Source organism: Nodularia spumigena CCY9414 (assembly GCF_000340565.2).
In the GTDB taxonomy this organism is placed as follows: Bacteria; Cyanobacteriota; Cyanobacteriia; order Cyanobacteriales; family Nostocaceae; genus Nodularia; species Nodularia spumigena.
The window spans coordinates 4,296,197-4,317,957 of record NZ_CP007203.1 but is presented as its reverse complement, the minus strand read 5'-3'; the positions used below and the strand labels follow the sequence as shown (position 1 = coordinate 4,317,957).

The 21,761-nt window shown below is 41.8% G+C and carries 23 protein-coding genes, 2 tRNA genes and 2 pseudogenes; 20 read left to right on the top strand and 7 right to left on the bottom strand.

All coding sequences use genetic code 11. The features are described from left to right. Window position 1 precedes the first annotated feature (1 nt). The 6 genes from ruvX to NSP_RS18710 all read left to right on the top strand — a co-directional run bounded on the left by ruvX (window position 2) and on the right by NSP_RS18710 (window position 5,372). The gene (ruvX, locus tag NSP_RS18735; RefSeq protein WP_006198148.1) at window positions 2-472 is read left to right on the top strand and encodes a Holliday junction resolvase RuvX; all 471 of its coding nucleotides are present in this window, start codon (window positions 2-4) and stop codon (window positions 470-472) included. Window positions 473-1,119: 647 nt separating this feature from the next. Continuing rightward, the gene (locus NSP_RS18730) at window positions 1,120-1,692 is read left to right on the top strand and encodes a DUF3727 domain-containing protein (protein WP_006198149.1); all 573 of its coding nucleotides are present in this window, start codon (window positions 1,120-1,122) and stop codon (window positions 1,690-1,692) included. Window positions 1,693-1,875: 183 nt separating this feature from the next. Further along, entirely contained in the window at window positions 1,876-2,415 is a 540-nt protein-coding gene (locus NSP_RS18725) for a YqeG family HAD IIIA-type phosphatase (protein WP_006198150.1), read from the top strand. Between the two features lie 370 nt (window positions 2,416-2,785). Beyond that, a complete protein-coding gene (proB, locus tag NSP_RS18720) occupies window positions 2,786-3,895 on the top strand; it encodes a glutamate 5-kinase (protein WP_006198151.1) in 1,110 nt (369 codons plus the stop codon). Window positions 3,896-4,002: 107 nt separating this feature from the next. Beyond that, window positions 4,003-4,087 (top strand) — tRNA-Ser (locus tag NSP_RS18715). Window positions 4,088-4,214: 127 nt separating this feature from the next. Beyond that, window positions 4,215-5,372, top strand: a complete 1,158-nt coding sequence (locus NSP_RS18710) for a CapA family protein (protein ID WP_006198152.1) — start codon at window positions 4,215-4,217, stop codon at window positions 5,370-5,372. An 80-nt stretch (window positions 5,373-5,452) separates the two neighbouring features. Here NSP_RS18710 and leuD read toward each other — a convergent pair whose 3' ends face one another. Together leuD and leuC are read right to left on the bottom strand one after the other, a co-directional pair. Beyond that, window positions 5,453-6,061, bottom strand: a complete 609-nt coding sequence (gene leuD / locus NSP_RS18705; RefSeq protein WP_006198153.1) for a 3-isopropylmalate dehydratase small subunit — start codon at window positions 6,059-6,061, stop codon at window positions 5,453-5,455. A gap of 215 nt (window positions 6,062-6,276) precedes the next feature. Next, window positions 6,277-7,686, bottom strand: a complete 1,410-nt coding sequence (gene leuC, locus NSP_RS18700) for a 3-isopropylmalate dehydratase large subunit (RefSeq protein ID WP_006198154.1) — start codon at window positions 7,684-7,686, stop codon at window positions 6,277-6,279. A gap of 142 nt (window positions 7,687-7,828) precedes the next feature. On the opposite strand from leuC, the gene NSP_RS18695 reads away from it, so the two are divergent. Further along, entirely contained in the window at window positions 7,829-8,053 is a 225-nt protein-coding gene (locus tag NSP_RS18695; RefSeq protein WP_006198155.1) for a hypothetical protein, read from the top strand. Further along, on the top strand, window positions 8,040-8,333 hold the full coding sequence (locus NSP_RS24880; protein ID WP_082209975.1) for a type II toxin-antitoxin system PemK/MazF family toxin: 294 nt from the start codon (window positions 8,040-8,042) through the stop codon (window positions 8,331-8,333). The genes NSP_RS18695 and NSP_RS24880 overlap by 14 nt, the downstream gene beginning before the upstream one ends. Window positions 8,334-8,341: 8 nt before the next feature. On the opposite strand, the gene NSP_RS27265 is transcribed toward NSP_RS24880, so the two are convergent. After that, window positions 8,342-8,473, bottom strand: coding sequence for a hypothetical protein (locus tag NSP_RS27265; protein WP_017804334.1), 132 nt, complete (start codon window positions 8,471-8,473; stop codon window positions 8,342-8,344). A gap of 339 nt (window positions 8,474-8,812) precedes the next feature. Further along, window positions 8,813-8,885 (bottom strand) — tRNA-Val (locus NSP_RS18685). Window positions 8,886-9,009: 124 nt separating this feature from the next. Between NSP_RS18685 and NSP_RS18680 the strand changes: the two genes are divergently transcribed. The 4 genes and pseudogenes from NSP_RS18680 (at window position 9,010) to NSP_RS18665 (ending at window position 12,788) form a co-directional block, all read left to right on the top strand. Continuing rightward, on the top strand, window positions 9,010-9,588 hold the full coding sequence (locus NSP_RS18680; protein WP_017804333.1) for a metal-binding protein: 579 nt from the start codon (window positions 9,010-9,012) through the stop codon (window positions 9,586-9,588). Window positions 9,589-9,615: 27 nt separating this feature from the next. Continuing rightward, window positions 9,616-10,416: a nucleoside triphosphate pyrophosphohydrolase gene (gene mazG / locus NSP_RS18675; protein ID WP_006195926.1), complete on the top strand. Its 801-nt coding sequence runs from the start codon at window positions 9,616-9,618 to the stop codon at window positions 10,414-10,416. Further along, window positions 10,413-11,306: pseudogene (locus NSP_RS18670) on the top strand (BMP family protein); the annotation flags it as partial. The gene mazG and the pseudogene NSP_RS18670, both read left to right, overlap by 4 nt. A 6-nt stretch (window positions 11,307-11,312) precedes the next feature. Beyond that, window positions 11,313-12,788, top strand: a complete 1,476-nt coding sequence (locus tag NSP_RS18665; protein ID WP_006195928.1) for an ABC transporter ATP-binding protein — start codon at window positions 11,313-11,315, stop codon at window positions 12,786-12,788. Between the two features lie 44 nt (window positions 12,789-12,832). Here the strand turns inward: NSP_RS18665 and NSP_RS18660 are convergent, their stop codons facing one another. Further along, window positions 12,833-13,402, bottom strand: coding sequence for a Uma2 family endonuclease (locus NSP_RS18660; RefSeq protein ID WP_006195929.1), 570 nt, complete (start codon window positions 13,400-13,402; stop codon window positions 12,833-12,835). Window positions 13,403-13,408: 6 nt separating this feature from the next. On the opposite strand from NSP_RS18660, the gene NSP_RS18655 reads away from it, so the two are divergent. Beyond that, complete coding sequence (locus NSP_RS18655) at window positions 13,409-14,461, top strand: ABC transporter permease (RefSeq protein ID WP_006195930.1); 1,053 nt, start codon at window positions 13,409-13,411, stop codon at window positions 14,459-14,461. Window positions 14,462-14,537: 76 nt separating this feature from the next. Further along, on the top strand, window positions 14,538-15,428 hold the full coding sequence (locus tag NSP_RS18650; RefSeq protein ID WP_006195931.1) for an ABC transporter permease: 891 nt from the start codon (window positions 14,538-14,540) through the stop codon (window positions 15,426-15,428). Here NSP_RS18650 and NSP_RS18645 read toward each other — a convergent pair. After that, on the bottom strand, window positions 15,425-15,805 hold the full coding sequence (locus NSP_RS18645; protein WP_006195932.1) for a hypothetical protein: 381 nt from the start codon (window positions 15,803-15,805) through the stop codon (window positions 15,425-15,427). The two genes, NSP_RS18650 and NSP_RS18645, sit on opposite strands and share 4 nt — an antisense overlap. Further along, window positions 15,799-15,930, bottom strand: coding sequence for a hypothetical protein (locus NSP_RS27260; RefSeq protein WP_006195933.1), 132 nt, complete (start codon window positions 15,928-15,930; stop codon window positions 15,799-15,801). The genes NSP_RS18645 and NSP_RS27260 overlap by 7 nt, the downstream gene beginning before the upstream one ends. Before the next feature lie 242 nt (window positions 15,931-16,172). Between NSP_RS27260 and NSP_RS18640 the strand changes: the two genes are divergently transcribed. The 6 genes and pseudogenes from NSP_RS18640 (at window position 16,173) to NSP_RS24480 (ending at window position 21,759) form a co-directional block, all read left to right on the top strand. Beyond that, window positions 16,173-17,480 (top strand): glutamate-5-semialdehyde dehydrogenase, encoded by a 1,308-nt coding sequence (locus tag NSP_RS18640; RefSeq protein ID WP_006195934.1) that lies wholly within the window; start codon window positions 16,173-16,175, stop codon window positions 17,478-17,480. A gap of 261 nt (window positions 17,481-17,741) precedes the next feature. Continuing rightward, window positions 17,742-18,830: a chorismate synthase gene (gene aroC / locus NSP_RS18635; protein ID WP_006195936.1), complete on the top strand. Its 1,089-nt coding sequence runs from the start codon at window positions 17,742-17,744 to the stop codon at window positions 18,828-18,830. Window positions 18,831-18,886: 56 nt separating this feature from the next. Continuing rightward, on the top strand, window positions 18,887-19,321 hold the full coding sequence (locus NSP_RS18630) for a DUF29 domain-containing protein (protein WP_006195937.1): 435 nt from the start codon (window positions 18,887-18,889) through the stop codon (window positions 19,319-19,321). Between the two features lie 334 nt (window positions 19,322-19,655). Next, window positions 19,656-19,910 carry a SemiSWEET transporter gene (locus tag NSP_RS18625; RefSeq protein WP_006195938.1) on the top strand — a complete coding sequence of 85 codons (255 nt, stop codon included), beginning with the start codon at window positions 19,656-19,658 and terminating at the stop codon, window positions 19,908-19,910. Window positions 19,911-19,931: 21 nt separating this feature from the next. Then, window positions 19,932-21,587, top strand: a complete 1,656-nt coding sequence (locus NSP_RS18620) for a B12-binding domain-containing radical SAM protein (RefSeq protein ID WP_006195939.1) — start codon at window positions 19,932-19,934, stop codon at window positions 21,585-21,587. Next, window positions 21,571-21,759, top strand: a pseudogene (locus NSP_RS24480) (CPXCG motif-containing cysteine-rich protein). Before NSP_RS18620 ends, NSP_RS24480 begins: the two are co-directional and overlap by 17 nt. Window positions 21,760-21,761 lie beyond the last annotated feature (2 nt).

The window sequence follows — 21,761 nt, the reverse complement described above, 5'->3', positions numbered from 1 at the left end:
TTTGACACCCCAAGAACAACCACAACCGTTTATTTCCGCCTTGGGATTAGATTTCGGTCGCAAGCGGATGGGTGTGGCGGGGTGTGATGGTACGGGTTTAATTGCTACAGGACTGACCACCATTGAGCGGACATCTTTTGAAAGGGATGTCCAACAAATCCGCAACATAGTGGATGAGCGTCAGGTGCAAATCCTGGTGATTGGTTTACCTTACTCGATGGATGGGACTCTAGGATTCCAGGCGCGTCAAGTCCAGAAATTTGCCAAAAGATTGGGGAAAGCGCTGAATTTACCTGTGGAATATATAGATGAGCGTTTAACTTCTTTTCAAGCAGAACAACTGTTAATCGCTGAAAATCGCTCCCCATCACGCCATAAAGGTTTAATTGACCGTAAGGCAGCATCGATAATTTTGCAACAATGGCTGGACTCCAGGCGAGCCAGCTGCCAAACATCAGTACTAGCCCGATAGTATTGATACCTGTTTAGTCAAAAATTGGGTTGAAAGTTCCCCGTCGTTCTACGACGGCTTTTAATTCATTAATGTACTAAGATGCTGCTATACTGATTGTAGTGTCAAGGTAATCAACCACTTAAAAAACCTAGCTGTCGAAAGACAAAGCACTGATCCTTCTCCCATAGGGAGAGGCTTCGCCAAGATAATTGAACGGCAGTTGCTCTAATTGGGGAAACCCCAAGACCGCAATGCCTCATCTATGCGGTTATACTGCATTGTTCTAGTTTCCTCCTAGCAGTAGGTAAAAGATTCATAGGGGCTAGACTTGTGTTGAGCGAAGTCGAAACACGAATCAGCTTTTACTAAACAAATTGTTTCAAACGAAACAGGACTTGCACTAATGCAAATAGGGTAGGGCATACCCGAATTAACGCTTGGGGAGAATCCCACCTCTGGTTTAGACGACGCAAGGACTCTAGGTTAAGTGGTTTCGTTGAACCAAGAATCCCCGTCGATTTATCGTGGGGAGTGTCAAATGATATTCTGAATTGGATAACCAACACTTGTATCAAGTTCTGAAACTATCTTTTGACTTAATTAGTCATTAAACTGTCAAGAAATTTACACATCTGCTGGTATTTATAAATTTTCACATTTCGGCTATGTTTTCCTCTCAATTTCCTGAAGAAAATGATCATGCTCATGCAGGTTCCATCACTCTAACCGATGACACAGGGCGAACCCTCGACTGTTATGTTGAACATTCGCTCTCGGTAGATGGACAAGAATACGTTTTACTGCTTCCTGTAGACTCACCTATCGAAATTTTTGCTTGGCAAGGTGATGACGAAGAAGAAGAGGCGGTTTTGGTAGATGATGATGCTGTGATTGACCAAATTTTTGGCACGGCTCAAGCTGTCTTAGCTGAACAAAATCTGATAGTCAAGCATACTGCTTATGCTCTGACTGTAGCTGGTGATTTGCCACCAGTGGAAGAGTCAGAAATTTTCACCTTAGAAATTGAAGATGAAGAGGCAGATTTGGAGCCAGAACAATTGCAGCTACTTGCTAATTTCTATGACCAAGAGCAAGAATACGCAATTTATACACCAATCGATCCTCTACTATTTTTTGCCCGGATTTCAACCACAGGTCAACCTGAATTACTTTCACCGGAGGAATTTCAAAAAATACAACCATTGTTAGAAGAACAACTGTTTAACGAAGTTCAATAAATTAAAAATTCCCAATTGAAATTTAGAATATGACGGTTTTAAATTTTTAATCGAGAATTTTTACATTAAGCATCTATAGCAATCCTATTTGTGATGAGAATTCCCTGGAGTTGAGTTCAAGGAGGAGTCAATACTTAATTAGGACTGCTATATAATTTTTATTTTAAGTCTTGAAATTTGACTATGACTTGGAACAAGCTCTTACAGCCTGATTTGATTTTAGAAGGTTCTGTATTAAACCTCACACCCGAAATGATTCAACAATACGGGCTGAAAGGGCTGGTGTTGGATGTGGATGAAACTTTAGTACCTTTTACAGTGGGGGTAGCTTCACCAGAACTACAAGAGTGGGTAGAGCAAATACGTGTTTCTACAGAGTTGTTTTTGGTAAGTAATAATCTTAGTGAAGCACGGATCGGTGGTATCGCGCGATCGCTCAATTTGCCATATTATCTAGGTGCTGCCAAGCCATCGCGACGGAAAATAAGAGCCGCACTCACTGCAATGAATTTACCAGTACAGCAAGTAGGAATGGTAGGCGATCGCTTATTTACAGATGTTATAGCGGGTAATCGTCTGGGAATGTTCACAGTTTTAGTAGATCCCATTGTCGATCCTGATGCAGCCTTGCGCTCTCATCCTGTCCGCAATTTTGAAGTTTGGTTATCGGAAATCTTGGGAGCCACTATTACTCCTAAAAAAACAAAAATTCACAAAACTTGATAAATACTCACCAAAGTAAATCTAAAGAAATAGTTAAGAAATGTATCCAATATCCAAAAATCGGGGATTATTATTATTGATAATATGGGGTCAGCCAAATAAAGACCCTAGTTCATAATAGAGAAAAATAAACCAGTAGAGCGTCGGTCTTCACCTATAGAAGGCTCGGCGCTTTACAAATTTTTACCACAATCTAACACCCCACCCCAGCCCCTGCGGTGCAAGGGAGGAGGGGAGATATAGCAAAAGTCAAAAGTCAAAAGTCAAAAGTGAAAGACTCGCTGTGACTGCGTTTTAGGCTTTTGCTATAAGACACAAAGTATAGAGGTTTAATGTCATCCAATGACCAACGACCAATGACAAATGACAAATGACTAAGACAATTGTTGTCAAAATCGGCACTTCTAGCCTGACTAAACCAGAGACTGGACAACTAGCACTTTCCACCATTGCCACCTTAGCAGAAACACTGTGTCATTTAAGACAACAAGGGCATCGAGTGATTTTAGTGTCCTCTGGTGCTGTGGGAGTGGGTTGCGCTAGGTTGGGCTTAACGGAACGCCCCAAAGCGATCGCTCTCAAACAAGCAGTAGCAGCAGTGGGACARGGACGGTTAATGCGGATATATGATGATTTATTTACTACCTTAAATCAGCCCATTGCTCAAGTGTTACTGACTCGCAGCGACTTGGTACAGCGTAGCCGTTATCTCAACGCTTACAACACTTTTCAAGAACTCCTGGGACTGGGTGTAATTCCTGTAGTCAATGAAAATGATACAGTGGCAGTGGACGAACTGAAATTTGGCGATAATGACACCCTCTCGGCATTGGTTGCGAGTTTAGTCGAAGCAGATTGGTTATTTCTACTCACCGATGTAGACAAGCTATATTCCGCCGATCCCCGTTCCGTACCTGATGCACAGCCCATATCTTTGGTAAGTAGCCTTAAAGAATTGGCAGAATTACAAATACAAACCACCTCTCAAGGCTCTCAATGGGGTACTGGTGGGATGTCCACTAAAATTTCCGCCGCCAGAATTGCTATTGCTGCGGGAGTTCGTACAGTCATTACTCAAGGACGATTTCCGCAGAATATTGAGAAAATTATCGAAGGAGAACCCCTGGGGACTCACTTTCAACCACAACCGGAACCAACTTCGGCGCGGAAACGTTGGATAGCTTATGGTCTAGTACCTATGGGAAAATTATACTTGGATACAGGAGCGATCGCAGCGATCGCCCAAGCCGGAAAATCCTTATTAGCAGCTGGAATTAAATCCGTATCAGGAGAATTTGAAGCTCAAGAAGCGGTGCAGTTGTGCGATCATCAGGGAACAGAAATTGCCAGAGGACTTGTCAACTATAGCAGCGACGAACTACAAAAGATTCGCGGCTGTCATTCTAGGGAAATTTTCCCAATTTTGGGCTATGTAGGTGCAGAAACTGTAATTCATCGCGATAACTTAGTTCTGACTTAAAATTAAATTCCTCAACTATGACATGGCTGTAGATGCTATAATAGTTAATAGTATGCAATCAATTTTTTGCCAAAATGATGGCATTTGCCTAAATTTAATACATACCTGGAGAGGTGTCCGAGTGGTTGATGGTGACGCACTCGAAATGCGTTTTGGGGAAACCCAACGGGGGTTCGAATCCCCCCCTCTCCGTTTTCATCTCTGGTGTTATTTTTCTGGGTTCAAGTTTATTTAATTAAATTTGTCCCCAGTTTTACTTAAAATATACCGAAAATACTGATATTTCGGCTAAAATAATGCCATTGTGTGAGGATTGACAATGGCAAATCAAAGAGTAGCAAAATTACTCTCATTTGGTTTTATTAGTGGCTGTTTTTGTCTAGGTATTGCTATGGGAGCATTCATTCGCTTTGGACAATTCCCCGCATCAGACGCAACCACAGCAGTGACTGAAGCAGAACCTACACCACCAGAGCCAGAAAAAACTGTTTTAGATACCATTAGCATCAAAGCAGTTGGGGATATTATTCCTGGAACTAACTTCCCTAATTATAGATTGCCTAAGTCTCCAGATAATTTGTTACCACAGTCTGTGAGACAATCGTTACAAGGATCTGATCTTTTGCTGGGGAACTTTGAAAGCACCTTCACCAACCATCCCCATACTTCCAAAGATATCAGTCGGGGACAAGTTTTTGCTTTTCGCTCTCCACCTAGTTATGCAAAATTATTTTCTGCGGTGGGGTTTAATGTCTTCCATATAGCAAATAACCATGCAATGGACTTTGGACAGGTGGGTTTTCAGGATACAGTTAAAAATCTGAAAAACGTTGGTATTGCAACATTAGGTCATAAAAATCAAATTCTTTATTTAGAAGCAAATAATATGGCGATCGCCATGATCGGATTTGCTCCCTATAATATGTATAATTCTATTCATAATCTGGCAGCAGCCCAAGCACTGGTCACTGAAGCTAAAAAAAATGCTAATATTGTAATTGTCTCGATGCACGCTGGAGCCGAAGGAACCGCAGCACTGCACGTAAAAAATCAAACCGAGTTTTTCTATGGAGAAAACCGAGGTAATTCTATCAAATTTGCCCGGACAGTCATAGACGCAGGAGCCGACTTAGTGCTAGGACATGGGCCTCACGTTCCCAGAGCAATGGAAATTTACCAGGGTAAATTGATAGCTTATTCTTTGGGTAACTTTATCGGATATCGGACTTTATCCACAAAGGCTCAGACTGCATACTCAATGATACTAGAAGTCAAGCTCAATTCCCAGGGTGATTTAGTTGCAGCTCGAATTATCCCCGTACATTTGAATAAACAGGGAATACCTGAAATTGATCAGTATTTTCGCACTGTGGGACTGCTGCGTTATTTAAATAAAAATGATCATCTTGTGAGTCCGGTAAAAATTAACGAGCAAGGGAAAATTGTCTTACCATCGCCGATAAACCCTGTGAGGTGATTAATTATAACATCTCTACAGGGTTTGATTCAAAAATTTTAGATTACTTAACATAGTGGGAATTTCACCCGCCGACTAACTTAACTCGCGGCTAATTTTCCCCAACCCACATAAGGAAGTTTAGCAGCAGTTGCCCGCACTTGGTCAGCATTAGCGACTAACTGACCGCAAGCATCCCATGTCCCAGCAATAAAAGTGCTGCGAGTGCCTTCATTCATGGTGACTTTGGCTGTATAATCACCAATTTGCACTTCTAAAGTTTCCAAGTTCACTGTCACAGCTGCTTGAGCATTGGCTGCTACTAATTCTTGCAGTTTTTTGACTGTAGCTGCATCGGCTGTCAAACAAGGTATACCCATTGCGACACAGTTACCAAAAAAGATTTCGGCGAAACTTTCACCGATTAAAGCTTGAATTCCCCATTTAGCGATCGCTTGAGGTGCGTGTTCTCGTGATGAACCACAGCCAAAGTTACGGTTAACGATTAAAACATTTGCCCCTTGATATTGAGGTTGGTCAAAGGGATGTTCACCCTTTAATGCTGTGCGGTCATCGATAAATACGCCTTCGCCTAAACCATCAAAGGTAATAGCTTTCAAATAACGGGCGGGAATAATCCTATCTGTATCTATATCATCCCCAATAAGGATTATACCGCGCCCTGAGATTTTTTTAACTTCACTAACCATAATTTTCAATTTTGAATTGATTTTTGACAACAATCTAATTTGAGAAGAGATTTTCCACCACAGATATAGAAACGGTGTAGGGGCGGGTTAACAGATATGACCAACCATTAACGATGATTTTAATCAACCCGCCCTTCATGTTCGTACACAGATGAGTTATAATTTACACAGAGGCGGGCATCTTGCCCACCCCACAATAAGATATATCTGTGATTTTATTTTGATAGCAACTCGCGCACATCTGAAACTTCCCCTTGGATAGCCGCAGTTGCAACCATCGCCGGACTCATTAATAATGTGCGACCAGAAGACGAACCTTGTCTACCTTTAAAGTTGCGGTTAGAGGAAGACGCGCTGATTTGTCTACCTTGGAGTTTGTCGGGGTTCATGGCTAAACACATAGAACATCCCGGTTCACGCCATTCAAAGCCAGCTGCTTCAAAGATTTTATCTAGTCCTTCGGCTTCGGCTTCTTGCTTCACCCGTTCCGAACCGGGTACAACAAAGGCTTTCACACCCTCAGCAACTTTACGACCTTGGGCAATTTTTGCTGCTTCTCGCAAGTCGCTGATTCTGCCGTTGGTGCAACTTCCAATAAAGCAGACATCAATTTTAGTGCCTTTTATCGGTTGACCGGGAAACAAATCCATATATTGATAAGCTTCTTCCGCAATAAATCGGTCTTCTTCTAACAACTCTTCTGGTTTTGGTATAAATTGATTTACGCCGATACCTTGACCGGGTGTAATTCCCCAAGTAACTGTGGGGGAAATATCCGCCGCATCGAAGACCACCACATCATCATATTCAGCATCAGCATCACTTTTGATGGATTCCCACCAAGTTACAGCTTTGTCCCATTCTGCACCTTTAGGAGCGAAGTCCCTACCGTTTAAGTAATCATAAGTGACTTGATCAGGGTTGACATAACCGCATCTCGCGCCGCCTTCAATAGCCATGTTGCAAACGGTCATCCGTTCTTCCATGTTCATTTGGTCAAAGGTGGTTCCTGCATATTCATACGCATAACCTACGCCACCTTTTACACCTAATGTCCGAATGATGTGCAGGATGACATCTTTGGCATAAACACCAGGGTTTAAAGTCCCGTTCACTTCTATTTTGCGGACTTTCAGTTTCGATAAAGCCAGAGTTTGAGAGGCGAGAACGTCCCGGACTTGGCTAGTACCAATCCCAAATGCGATCGCACCGAATGCGCCGTGGCTAGATGTGTGACTATCACCACAAGCGATGGTCATTCCTGGTTGAGTTAATCCTTGTTCTGGGGCGATGACATGGACTATCCCTTGATTACCAGAACCGATGTTATGAAAGGTAATATTATTTTCTTGACAGTTTTGTTCTAAAGCCTGGATCATATCTTCCGCCAAGCTGTCAATAAATGGCCGGGCTTGGTTTTCAGTCGGGACGATGTGATCGACTGTGGCTATAGTTCGTTCTGGAAACAGCATCTTCAGACCCCTTTCTTGCAACATGGCAAAGGCTTGGGGACTGGTGACTTCGTGAATCAGGTGAAGCCCGATAAATAGTTGCGTCAGCCCTGAAGGAAGTGTTCCAACGGTGTGTAAGTTCCAAACTTTATCAAACAGGGTGCCTTTGCTCATACGAAAATCGTTATGTCACGAGTTAGAGCTACTATCGTATCAAAAAAGTGTCCGGCTTTTGCTGTTTTACGTTAAATGTACTGCTCCCTACTATTTAGGCTAAGATAGAGTAGGAAAAATTAAATTACCTTTTGGTAATACCATGCAAGCTGAAAAACTTTCTATTTCCTTACCAGCCTCTTTGGTGCAGTTTGTGGAGAATTACAAAGTTACTAAAGGGTGTAAATCTCGTTCTCAAGTGATTGAGTTAGCAATAGAATTACTGCGATATCAAGAGCTAGAACAACCTTATCGCGAAGCTGCGGCGGAATTTAACCCAGAATGGGATGTCACCGTAGGGGATGGGCTGACAGATGAAACGTGGTGAAATTTACCTTGCAAATCTCAGTCCCGCAGTCGGTTCAGAAATGGATAAACGCCGTCCTGTACTGATTGTCAGCAATGACGCTAATAATCATGCTTCAAATACGGTGACAATTTTACCAATTACATCTAATATAAATCGTGTGTATTCTTTTGAAGTTTTGTTAAATCCAGGGTGCGTTAGGATGAAATCCGTAACGCACCAGAGCCTTAATAATGGTGCGTTACGCTGCGCTAACACACCCTACGTGTTTGTTCAATCATCAAATAGTAGTCCTATATAACAAATAAATCATTCTATTGTTTCTCGTTCTTCATATTCACCTTGAGGATGTCTAATAATGGGATCATCTGCTAAACAACCGTAAGTCATATTAATAAAATCATGCCATTCTAATTTGTTAACTTCTTCTTCTGCTAACAAATCAATGACTTTCTGAACAGGTTTGACTGTAATTGTTACTTCTCAATCTGTTTCTTGCATATCTCTCTTAGGTTTAAAGCCATGCCTCTGAGAAAACGTATCCATATTTTAATGTTAAAATTCGCTCAATTAGTTACGTTATAGCCTAATTAACTAAAAAAAAAGCTACTTAAATCTAAAGTTTAGCAGTGACTCAAGTTTTATTATTACAATTTAGGCGATCGCACAACTGAAAAATTTCCCTTCAACTCTTTCTTACCTTTGCGCCTTTGCGTGAAACTAATTCATACTTATGCAAAAAAATCCCCAATTCGTGAACTGAGGATTTTTTATTTTAGATGGGTAGTACCAGACTCGAACTGATGACATCCTGCTTGTAAGGCAGGCGCTCTACCAACTGAGCTAACCACCCGTTCTCTCTTACAGTAATCCAATATAGCAAAGTATTTCTAATCGCGCAAGCCCTTTGGGAAAAGTTTTTTTTCACGTACAATAATAACTCAGTAATCCTTTGCCCACAGGCGATTCACTCAATTATGCCCTCTGGTGGAACCCACGATCGCATCACTTTATATACTCTGCCTGTAATCGCCGGTGTGACTTTATGGCAAACTCGCAGCAGCAATTTAACTCTGTTGGTTGCTGGTGGGTTTATGTTTAGCGGTTTGATGTTCGGACCGGATTTGGATATTTACTCGCGTCAGTTCCAACGCTGGGGCTTTTTGCGCTGTATTTGGCGACCTTATCAAAAAAAGCTGCGCCATCGTTCTGTTTTTTCCCATGGTCCGATTATTGGGACAATTATCCGGGTGATTTATCTGGGGTGTTTTCTGGCGCTGGTGGCGATCGCTTTTTTGCTGGTGGGGGAAGTTTTCGGAATTGTGACTTTGACTTGGCGGGATTTAAGTGTGGCTTTGGGGCGATCGCTTGTGGTTTACACTACTGAATATTTGGCTTTGTTTTTGGGGTTGGAACTCGGTGCTATGAGTCATTCTCTCAGCGATTGGGGGGGTTCGGCTTATAAGCGGGTGCAGAAGCAGGGGGTGCGGAGTTTGTTTGCTGGGAGGAAGGGGAGGAGGAAGGGAAGAGTTAAACGCAGAGGTACGCTAAGGTAAGCGCAAAGGTACGCGGAGGTTTTTTTTATGGATCAGAGTTTGGTGGCTTTACGGGAGTTAATTGAGGTGGTGGCTAAGTTGCGATCGCCTGATGGGGGTTGTCCTTGGGATTTGGCACAAACTCCTCAAAGTCTGATTCCTTATGTGGTGGAGGAGGCTTATGAGGTGGTTGATGCGATTCGGGAGGGGGATCGAGAGGGGATTAAGGAGGAGTTGGGAGATTTACTTTTACAGGTGGTTTTGCAAGCCCAAATTGCTGGGGAATCGGGGGATTTTAACTTGGAGGAGGTGGTAAGGGGGATTTCTCAAAAGTTGATTCGTCGTCATCCTCATGTTTTTGGTAATGTTTCTCTGGATGGTGTGGATGAGGTACGGCAAAATTGGGAGGCGATTAAGGCACAGGAGAAGGGGGAAGTTGCAGAAAAGCATGAATTTAGTACAAAATTGGCTCGTTATTATCGGACTCTTCCCCCTCTGATGGCGGCGATGAAAATTTCTGAAAAGGCTGCGGCTGTGGGCTTTGAGTGGGAAAATATTGATGGGGTTTGGGCGAAGTTTCATGAGGAGTTGGGCGAGTTTCAACAGGCTTTGGCTGAGGAAACACCAGAACGTCAACAAGCGGAATTAGGAGATTTATTGTTTGCGGTGATGCAACTGGCGCGTTGGCATGATCTTGACCCTAGTGCGGCGTTACAGGGGACAAATCAGCGCTTTGTGCAGAGATTGCAAAAAATGGAGGCGGTTGTTGATCGCCCGCTTTCTGATTACAGTTTGGATGAGTTAGAGTCTCTTTGGCAGCAGGCTAAAGCCCAACTTGCAAAAGAGTAATAACTGATCAAGCTTGGAATCAGTCTGGTTACGAAGGCGTAAACCTAGCTAAACAAAAGCTAAATGCAGAAATTGCCTATGTGGAACAAATCGCCCAAGCAGATCAAACAGAAGTATTAACAGACTTTGCCCGCAAGGGTTATAATCTGGTATTCGCCCACGGCGGACAATTTGACGCAGCTATAGAACAAGTCGCCGCCCAATTTCCCAATACATTTTTTGTGGGTGTAAATGGTAATACCAAGGCAGAAAATATTGCTTCTTTGCGAATTGACCACTTGCAAGGTAGTTATCTATGTGGCATTATTGGCGCTGCTGTGACTAAATCTAATAAACTAGCTTATATTGCTGGACAAAAATTTAACGCCACAGAAGAAGAACTACGAGGATTTGAATTAGGGGCAAAATCAGTTAAACCTAATATTCAAATTGTTTCCACATTTACAGGTGATTGGAATGATGTTGCTAAAGCCAAAGAAGCGACATTGGCGTTAATTTCTTCAGGTGCTGATGTCATTTATCAATGGTTAGATAGTGCTGGAACCGCAGTTTTACAAGCAGCCAGTGACCAAGGTGTTTATGCTTTTGGCAATACTAAAGACCAGCTAGATACTGCCCCAAAAGCAGTGTTAACCAGTGCAGTGAAACGTTTAGATATAGCAATAGCATATTTAGCAGAAATGGCAAAACAAAAACAACTCCAAGGACAGATATATAGTATCGGTTTGGAACGACCAGATATATTATCTTTAGGTGAATTTGGGGTAAATGTCCCAGAAGATGTACAACAAAATGCTTTACAAGTCAAACAAGAAATTGCCGAGCAAAAAATTACTTTTGCAAGTTGTCAAGAAGGGGGAAAAGATACACGCTGTGTCAAAAAAGCCTGAACATCAATGGATTTGCGCTTAGAAAATATTACTAAAAGCTTTAACTCATTTGTTGCTAATAACCATATTAGTCTGAGTGTAGATGCTGGGAAAATTCATGGAATTTTAGGCGAAAATGGCGCAGGTAAGACCACTTTAATGAATATTCTCAGTGGTGTCTATCAACCTGATGCAGGGCAAATTTATCTCCAAGACCAACCCGTAAAAATTACTTCGCAAAATCAGGCGATAAAACTCGGTATAGGCATGATTTATCAACATTTCATGCTTGTACCTCAGTTAACTGTTACCGAAAATATCATTTTAGGTAGAGAACATAGTTGGTGTTTAAATTTGCGGCAAAAACAACAAGAAATTGCCGCTTTATCTCAGGCTTATGGGCTAGAAATTGACCCGACAGCCAAAGTCGAAGATTTACCTGTGGGAACACAACAAAGAGTAGAAATTCTCAAGGTTTTATATCGTCAAGCTAAACTATTAATTCTCGATGAACCAACAGCAGTTCTGACACCAACTGAAGTAATATCACTAATTCATATTTTACGACAATTAGCAGCATCTGGTAACACGATTATTTTTATTAGTCACAAGTTAGAAGAAGTGATTAATCTCTGCGATACCGTCACAGTATTGCGGCGAGGTCAGGTAATCGCAACAACAACAACTCAACAAGCGACTCCACAGCAATTAGCAGAATTGATGGTCGGGCGAGAAGTCGCTTTACAAGTTAAGAAATCTGCATTTGTGCCGGGAAATGTGATATTATCAGTCCAAAATTTAGCAGTTGCTGATCATCGGAATCTTCCTGCTATTCGGAATGTTTCATTACAATTGCAAGCTGGCGAAATTTTGGGAATTGCTGGTGTAGATGGTAATGGACAGCGAGAATTAGCTGATGCGATCGCCGGGTTAAGAGGTATAAATAAAGGTAAGATTGAATTTAATCATTCTTGTACCTGGGAGAAAATTGGGTACATTCCAGAAGATAGGCAAAAAATGGGTTTAGTCTTGCAGTTTAGCATTGCCCAAAACTTGATTTTAAAAGCTTGGAAAAAATCACCATTTTGCAGAAATTTTCTATTACAACCACTAGCAATCAAAAATTATGCCCAAGTTGCAATGCAAGAGTTTGATATTCGGGCGACTGGGGAAGATATCCAGGTAAGTCAACTATCGGGGGGAAATCAACAAAAGGTAGTTTTAGCCAGGGAACTAGCGGGAGAACCAGATTTAATTATAGCTATGCAGCCCACACGGGGTTTAGATGTAGGGGCGACAAGTGCAGTTCATTCTCGGTTGTTAGCAGAACGCGATCGCGGTGCTGGAATATTGTATATTTCTACTGAGTTAGAAGAAGTGATGGCGATGAGCGATCGCATTGCTGTAATCTACAGAGGTGAGTTTGTCGCTATTTTGGACGCACAGACAGCAACGCTTGAAGAAATTGGTTTATTGATGGCTGAAGGAACACCCAGAGGATAATTCTTAATTCGTAATTCGTAGTTCGTAATTCTTGCAATTTATCTTTATATCTCCCAACTCACGCCTTCATAAATCAAATCAATTGCACAACTAAAATCAACACTTTCTATAGTAATATTATCACCAATTGTATAAGGGGAATACAGCCACATTCGGCCTTCTCCTCGACGATAAAACTCAACTCCGATTTTCTCAGATTCAATTATGATATATTCTTGCAAACTGGGCATGGTGCGATAAAAAGCAAACTTACCTCCTCTATCTTTAGCTTCTGTTCCAGGAGAAAGCACTTCGACAATTATTTTGGGATACTGAATAAATTTGCGTGCATTTAAATCTCTGGGATCACAACTAATCACCACGTCAGGATAAAAGTACGGACTTTGTGTATTAACTTGCACTTTGACATCAGCAACGTTGATGCGACAACCTCTAGTGCGTAGATGGGGATACAATGCTCTGTAGAGATTTAAGGCAATATCATTATGGGGAATTGTCCCGCCAGTCATAGCGAAAATTTCGCCATTCACGTATTCATAGCGACAATCTTGTAATGGTTCCCATGCAAGATATTGGTCGATACTCATTTTTTGAGGTTGAGGGGTGGCAATCATTTCATCATGATTAGAAATAAACGCTTTCAAATCCTGCTACCAATTCTAGCACCGCTAATTGCGATCGCCTCTGCCCTGATCGTCGGTGCTATTCTCATATTAATGGCTGGTGCAAATCCCATCACCGCCTACACAGCTTTATTTCAAGAATCTCTCACTACTTACTTTGGCTTTGGTAACACCCTAACCAAAATGACACCGTTATTATTTACCAGTTTAGGTGTCTTAGTAGCATTGCGGGCTGGTCAATTTAATATCGGTGGTGAAGGACAAATTTACCTCGGTGCATTGGGTAGCACTTTAATCGGTTTATATGTGCCAGGATTACCAGCTATCATACACATTCCCCTAGCACTTGTGGCGGGGTTTGGTTTTGGTGCAATTTGGGGTTTGATACCTGGTTATCTCAAAGCTGTGCGGGGAGTCAACGAAGTCATCACTACCCTATTACTGAATTACATCGCCGTCAACTTCATTAGCTACTTAGTGCAGAACCCTTTAAAAGCACCAGCCGCACCTAGTCCTTATTCTCCATTGATTGCCAAATCTGCACAGTTGCCGATTATTTTACCCGAAAGTTTAGCCCATGCTGGCATTTTATTAGCACTACTCGCCGCCGGACTGTTATGGGTGTTATTAGTGCGATCGCCTCTAGGATACCAAATTTCTGCCGTTGGTTATAACCCCACAGCCGCCCATTATGCCCGCATTTCCGTTAAAAATACGATTATCCTAGTCATGTCATTAGCAGGTGGTTTAGCCGGGTTAGCGGGTGCATCTGAAGTCATGGGGTTGAAGCTCCGCTTATTTGAACAGGTGTCCCCAGGCTATGGATTTGATGCAATTGCGATCGCCTTTTTAAGTCGCGGTAGTATTAGTGGTGTAGTGTTAACTTCTTTATTCTTCGCCGCCTTACGTAGTGGTGCTAATGTGATGCAACGTAGTGCTGGCGTACCTGTAACCGTAATTTATGCTATTCAAGGATTAACAGTATTATTTATTGCTATCAGCCTCGCCATTGAAAGACAAGTAAAAACGCAGAGTGACGCTAAGGTTTAACGCAGAGGTACGCGGAGATTTCTTAGCGATACTTTGCGCTTTCCTCAGCGTTCCTTTGCGTTTCAATATAAAAACTATGGATAATCTTAATTTCTTTTCTGACTATTTAATTGCTAGTCTGCGTTTAGCTGTACCTCTAGCATTTGCAGCAGAAGGAATGTTGCTCACTGGTGCTTTTACCAGTGCAATGGCTACGTTTTACACGGGTAATCCTTGGCTGGGGATTCTCTGTGCTTTAATTGCTGGGGGATTAGTCGGTTTACTCCACGCTTTTTTATGCGTAAGTTTATACGTCAATCAATTAGTCTCAGGTTTAGCGATTAATCTGGTGGCTGCTGGGGTAACATCGTTTTTAGCACGGTTAGTATTTCATGGCGCTCAAAGATTACCAGGAATTGAGCCTTTAGTCATTCCTGGTTTGGCGAATATACCTCTACTGGGATCTATATTCTTTCAGCAAGATATTTTCGTATATTTACTGATAATTCTAGTTGCTGTAAGTAACTATATTTTATTTCACACGAGCTTTGGATTGACGTTACGGGCTGTAGGTGAATATCCCCAAGCTGCCGCAACGACTGGGGTTGCAGTCTCAAAGGTGCGATATTGGGCTGTAATCCTCAGTGGCTGTCTTGCCAGTTTAGGAGGTGCTTATCTGACTTTGGTACAAATACAATTTTTTACCGAAAATATGAGTGCGGGGAAAGGATTTATTGCGATCGCAGCTTTAATTTTTGGCAGATGGCATCCTGTAGGCAGTACTCTGGCTTGTTTGTTATTCGGCGCGACAGAAGCTTTACAGTTACGAATTCAAGCCCTGGGTGTGAACATTCCCTATCAGTTTCTCGCCATGTTACCCTATGCGATCGCTTTATTAGCATTACTGGGATTAGCTGGTAAATCTAGACCCCCCCAAGGCTTAGGTGTTCCTTACTCGCCAGGAAATCGCCCAGATTCTCAAATCTAAAATTGCTTCACCCCAAAGCAAAAGAGGCAGGCGTAACGCAGATAAAGTAAACCGTTACGGTCTTGGATTTTTAGATCGGAACCAAATTTATAACCAGCGTCACCACGACCAATTAATAAACCTGCCAGTTTTGCGGGTTGTCCCCGTAATGGACTAGCATAGGGATCTGACATCAATGTGAGAACATCAGTGGCTGGTGCTTGGTCGTAGTTGGGAAACATCACAAAGGCTTTGATCAGTATTCCTAGCCCTAAGCAGATGAGTGGCGCACCCAGTATTAAACCTAGATTGGCGGAAGTTGAGAATAAAATGAAACCAATTGCCAAACCTGCGAAGAAACCAATAGTTTCCGCACCATATAGCACAATGTCTAACACATCTGTGCTGAAAGATAATCAGACGAATCGTGATCGATGCAATTACGGCTGAATTCTTCGAGTAATTCTACCGCTTCCTGATAACGTTTTTGTTGAAAGGCTTCTAATCCAGATTGCAATGACATAATTATCTCGTTGGCAAAGGAGTAGTATTTGATTCATGAATATTCAACAGATCCAGCCTGCCTCATCAGAATTACGGAAAATCAACCAGTATAATATGGAGAACCTCACCCCCAGCCCCTCTCCTTAGTAAGGAGAACCTCACCCCCAGCCCCTCTCCTTACTAAGGAGAGGGGAGATTAAGATGTTATTTAATTCAGATTCCTAAGATTGATAGGATGGAAGAAAAGCTCAGTTTTGTGATATGACTATAATTAAGGATGCTTCTGGATTAATTGCGATCGCTCAACAAACACGCGCCTCTGCTAGTAAATTGGCACTTCTGGACACTGAAGCGAAAAATCAAGCTTTAGAAGCGATCGCTCAAGCTTTGGAATTAGCAAAGCTCGATATTATACAGGCAAATATCGCTGATTGTCAAGCCGCAGATGCCCAGGGAATTGCCAAACCACTGTATAAGCGTTTGCAGTTAGATGAACATAAATTAAGAGATGCGATCGCTGGAGTGCGAGATGTGGCTAAACTAGCAGATGCAGTGGGTCAAGTGCAGATTCACCGCGAACTTGATACAGGTTTAGTTCTCAAGCGCATAACTTGTCCTTTGGGTGTGTTAGGAATTATTTTTGAAGCCCGTCCAGAAGCAGCAATTCAAATTGTTTCCCTGGCGATTAAATCAGGTAACGGTGTAATTCTCAAAGGTGGAAAAGAAGCAATTCGTTCTTGTGAAGCCATAGTTAAAGCCATTAAACAAGGATTATCTCAAACTGCTGTTAATTCAGATGCAGTGCAGTTATTAACAACCAGAGAAGAAACTTTAGAACTTTTAAATTTAGATAAATATGTAGACTTAATTATTCCCAGAGGTTCCAATTCCTTTGTGCAGTTTGTCCAAGATAATACGCGCATTCCCGTATTAGGACACGCCGAAGGAATTTGTCATCTATATATAGATAAAGCTGCTGATATTGCCAAAGCTATTAAAGTGACCGTTGATGCTAAAATTCAATATGCTGCTGCTTGTAATGCCATAGAAACTTTATTAATTCACCAATCAATAGCCGTAGACATTTTACCAAAAATTGCCGAAGCTTTGCAAAAAGTTGATGTAGAATTAAAAGGTGATCAACGCACCTTAGAGATATTACCAAATATTGCCAAAGCCACAGATACAGACTGGGAAACAGAATACAGTGATCTTATTTTAGCGCTGAAAGTTGTAGACTCAATAGAAGAGGCGATCGCACATATTAACGAATATGGTTCCCGTCATACTGAAGCCATAATTACAGAAGACTTAGCAGCCGTAGAAACCTTCTTTGGACTCGTGAATGCAGCCGGAGTATTTCACAATTGTTCTACCCGATTCGCCGATGGTTTCCGCTACGGATTTGGTGCAGAAGTAGGAATAAGCACCCAACAAATGCCGCCCCGTGGACCAGTCGGTTTAGAAGGATTAATCACCTACAAATATCAAATGACTGGTAACGGTCATATTGTCGCCACATACACCGGAGAAAACGCTAAATCTTTTACTCATCAAGAATTAGGATAAAAAACCTCAAAAAACGTATAATTACAGAAAAATAGCCAAAATAAATCTGTAGTTAATCACCTCTTCCCAATACTTAATGAATACAAACTTAAAATTCAAAAAACCATCTCTCTCCCCTTGGCGTACTTGGCGACTTGGCGGTTCGTCCTCCAACCTCCATTATTCCTGACAACCACCAGACCAAAACCGAAAAACTTATCATTTTCTTAAGTAATAACATTCGGTACAATACAAAAGCTTCACTTTTTTTTCCTCAACATCATGGGCAATACTTTCGGACATTTATTTCGCATCACCACATTCGGCGAGTCCCACGGCGGCGGTGTGGGAGTTATAATTGATGGCTGTCCTCCCCAACTAGAAATTACAGCCGAAGAAATTCAACTAGAATTAGACAGAAGACGACCGGGACAAAGTAAAATAACCACACCCCGCAAAGAAGCCGACACTTGCGAAATTTTGTCTGGAGTATTTGGAGGGAAGACCTTGGGAACACCCATAGCCATTATGGTGCGGAATAAAGACACCCGTCCCCAAGACTACGACGAAATGGCGCAAACCTATCGCCCATCTCATGCTGATGCAACTTATGATGCAAAATATGGGATTCGTAATTGGCAAGGTGGTGGAAGATCGTCAGCCCGTGAGACAATAGGTAGAGTTGCAGCTGGTGCGATCGCTAAAAAAATTCTCCGTCAAGTTGCTAATATTGAAATCATCGGTTACGTCAAGCGCATCAAAGACTTAGAAGGCGTAATTGATCCTAATACCGTCACCTTAGAACAAGTAGAAAGCAATATTGTACGCTGTCCCGATGCCGAATGCTGCGATCGGATGATTGAATTAATAGAACAAATAGGTAGAGAAGGTAATTCCATCGGCGGTGTAGTAGAATGCGTAGCCCGGAATGTACCCAAAGGTTTAGGCGAACCAGTATTTGATAAATTAGAAGCAGATATTGCCAAAGGTGTGATGTCTCTACCCGCTAGTAAAGGCTTTGAAATTGGTTCAGGTTTTGCTGGGACACTATTAACAGGAATTGAACATAACGACGAATTTTATATTGATGAAAACGGAGAAATTCGCACCGTCACCAACCGTTCTGGAGGTATCCAAGGGGGAATTTCCAACGGTGAAAATATTGTTTTGCGAGTTGCATTTAAGCCCACAGCCACAATTAGAAAAGAGCAAAAAACAGTTACTAAAGAAGGTGAAGAAACAGTATTAGCAGCCAAAGGAAGACATGATCCTTGCGTCTTACCCCGTGCAGTGCCAATGGTTGAAGCAATGGTAGCATTAGTATTGTGTGACCATTTATTACGCAATCATGGGCAGTGTAAGGTATTGTAATTCGTAGTTCGTAATTCGTAATTCGTAATTCGTAATTCGTAGTTCGTAATTTGAGGATGAGTAAAGAAACTGGTTATGAGCAAGACTTTCTACTGTGGACGCAACAACAAGCCGAGTTGTTGAAAAAAGGACATTGGGCTGAGTTAGATGTTGAAAACTTGGTAGAGGAAATCGAGGCTTTGGGGCGCAGTGAACAGAAAGAACTCGGCTGCTATTTACAGGTGCTGTTAATGCACCTACTCAAATGCAAGTATCAGCCGGAACGCCGAACCAAAAGCTGGGATAACACCCTTTCTAACTGCCGAAATCAAATTCAAGACTGCTTAGAAGATACTCCCAGTTTGCAGCGTTATCTTCAAGACCCAGTGTGGAGAGAAAAATACTACCGTCGTGCTTGTAGAGACGCAGCTAAAGAAACTCAAAAATCAGGAGAAACTTTTCCGGCTGAATGTCCGTTTACAATTGAGCAAATTCTTGACCCCAGTTTCTGAGCTTAAATGATATGTCAAAACTGACATGGGGGTTAAGAATATTTCAATATCTTCTAACATTTCAAAGTTTCCTGTTGAGTAATTAGTCATCCTGTTTTCTTTTCTTTTATATTTTCTTGGTCAAATGGGATTTTTTTACAAAAGGCACTTTAATAAGTGTCATATTTTAGTATTGGATGAATTTTAACTATGTAATCTTAGTATATCCAGCCTAAATCATTTGACAATTATCTATTATTTCTCTTTCCCTTGGCGCTCTTGGCGACTTGGCGGTTCGTTTAAAAAGTAATTTCAAAACTCAGATATAATTCCTATATATTACAACCTAACATATATGGAATTTATCACAATCTTAGGATTACTTGCTGCCACATTAACAACTAGCGCCTTCTTACCCCAAATGTTGAAAACATGGCAAAGCAAATCAGCAAAAGACGTATCTTACCTGATGCTGATTACATTTATAAGTGGTCTTTCCTTATGGTTAATATATGGAATTTATCTGAAATCCTTACCGATTATTCTAGCTAACAGCTTCACCTTATTTTTCAACCTCATAATTCTATGGCTTAAAATTAGATATAGATAAACTTGCTCCTAATAAAAACCTGTGACATCATCTCTATTTGCCTCTGAACGCCTTCTATTTACCCCCACAACCCCCAATACCGATGCTATCCCGCTAATTTTCGCCTTTCCCAACGAGTACACCGTGGGTATTACTAGCCTCGGCTATCAGGTGGTGTGGGCAACTTTAGCCATGCGTGAAGATGTGCAGGTGAGTCGCTTATTTACCGATATTCAGGAACAACTACCCAGAAAACAGGAAATTGTGGGGTTTTCCATTTCCTGGGAACTCGATTATGTGAATATTTTAAATTTACTGGAATCTTTAGATATTCCCATCAGGGCTACTTCCCGCAATGATTCCCACCCCATAATTTTTGGCGGTGGTCCTGTTCTCACTGCTAACCCCGAACCTTTTGCAGACTTTTTTGATGTGATTTTACTCGGTGATGGGGAAAATCTGCTGCCTAATTTTATTGAGACGTATAAAGAAGTTAGAAACGCTTCTAGAGAAATTCAACTCAAAGCACTAGCGCAAGTACCAGGAATTTATGTTCCTAGTTTGTATGAGGTGGAATATCACGCCAAAGATGGTGAGTTAAAGTCAATTAAACCAATTTTACCAGAAATTCCCGCAGTGGTGCAGAAGCAGACTTACCGAGGAAATACTTTATCTACATCCACTGTGGTGACGGAAAAAGCCGCCTGGGAAAATATTTATATGGTGGAAGTGGTGCGGAGTTGTCCCGAAATGTGCCGCTTTTGTATGGCGAGTTATCTGACTTTACCTTTTAGAACAGCTAGCCTGGAAGAGTCGTTAATTCCCGCTATTGAAAAAGGGTTAGCTGTGACAAATCGCTTGGGGTTATTGGGGGCTTCTGTGACTCAACATCCAGAGTTTGAAGCTTTGTTAGATTATATTAGTCAGCCCAAATATGATGATGTGCGTTTGAGTATTGCCTCGGTGCGAACCAATACGGTAACTGTGCAGCTGGCCGAAACTTTAGCCAAACGAGACACGCGATCGCTTACAATTGCAGTAGAGAGTGGTTCCGAAAAACTCCGCCAAATCGTCAACAAAAAGCTGCATAATGATGAAATCATCCAAGCTGCCATTAATGCCAAGGCTGGAGGTTTAAAAGCCTTGAAACTTTACGGTATGGCAGGTATCCCCGGTGAAGAACCAGAAGATTTAGAGCAAACTGTGGCAATGATGCGGAATATTAAAAAAGCAGCCCCAGGATTGCGGTTAACCTTTGGATGTAGTACATTTGTTCCCAAAGCACACACGCCATTTCAATGGTTTGGGGTAAATCGTCAAGCAGAAAAGCGGTTACAGATGCTGCAAAAACAGCTAAAACCCCAGGGTATAGAATTTCGTCCTGAAAGCTATAATTGGTCAATTATACAGGCTTTGATATCGAGAGGCGATCGCCGACTGTCCCAACTTCTAGAATTAACCCGTGAATTTGGCGACTCTTTAGGTAGCTACAAACGGGCTTTCAAACAACTCAAAGGACAAATCCCCGACTTAGAGTTTTACGTTCACAGCAACTGGTCAACAGAGCAAATCTTACCTTGGAATCACTTGCAAGGGCCGCTACCACAGTCTACACTACTAAAGCACTTAGCGGAAGCTACCAGTCATTTCAAATCATCACCCCCAGAACTACAGCCATTAAATGCAAAATACTGCTGAGTACTACTGCGCTTATTGCGGCGAACCAAACTTAACTTTTATCGATTTGAGTGCAGGGTAACAACAATCATATGTAGAAGACTGTCAAGTGTGCTGTAACCCGAATATTTTGTATGTATCGGTTGATGAAGATACCCTAGATATAGAGATTTCCACTGACTGCGAAAGCTAAAT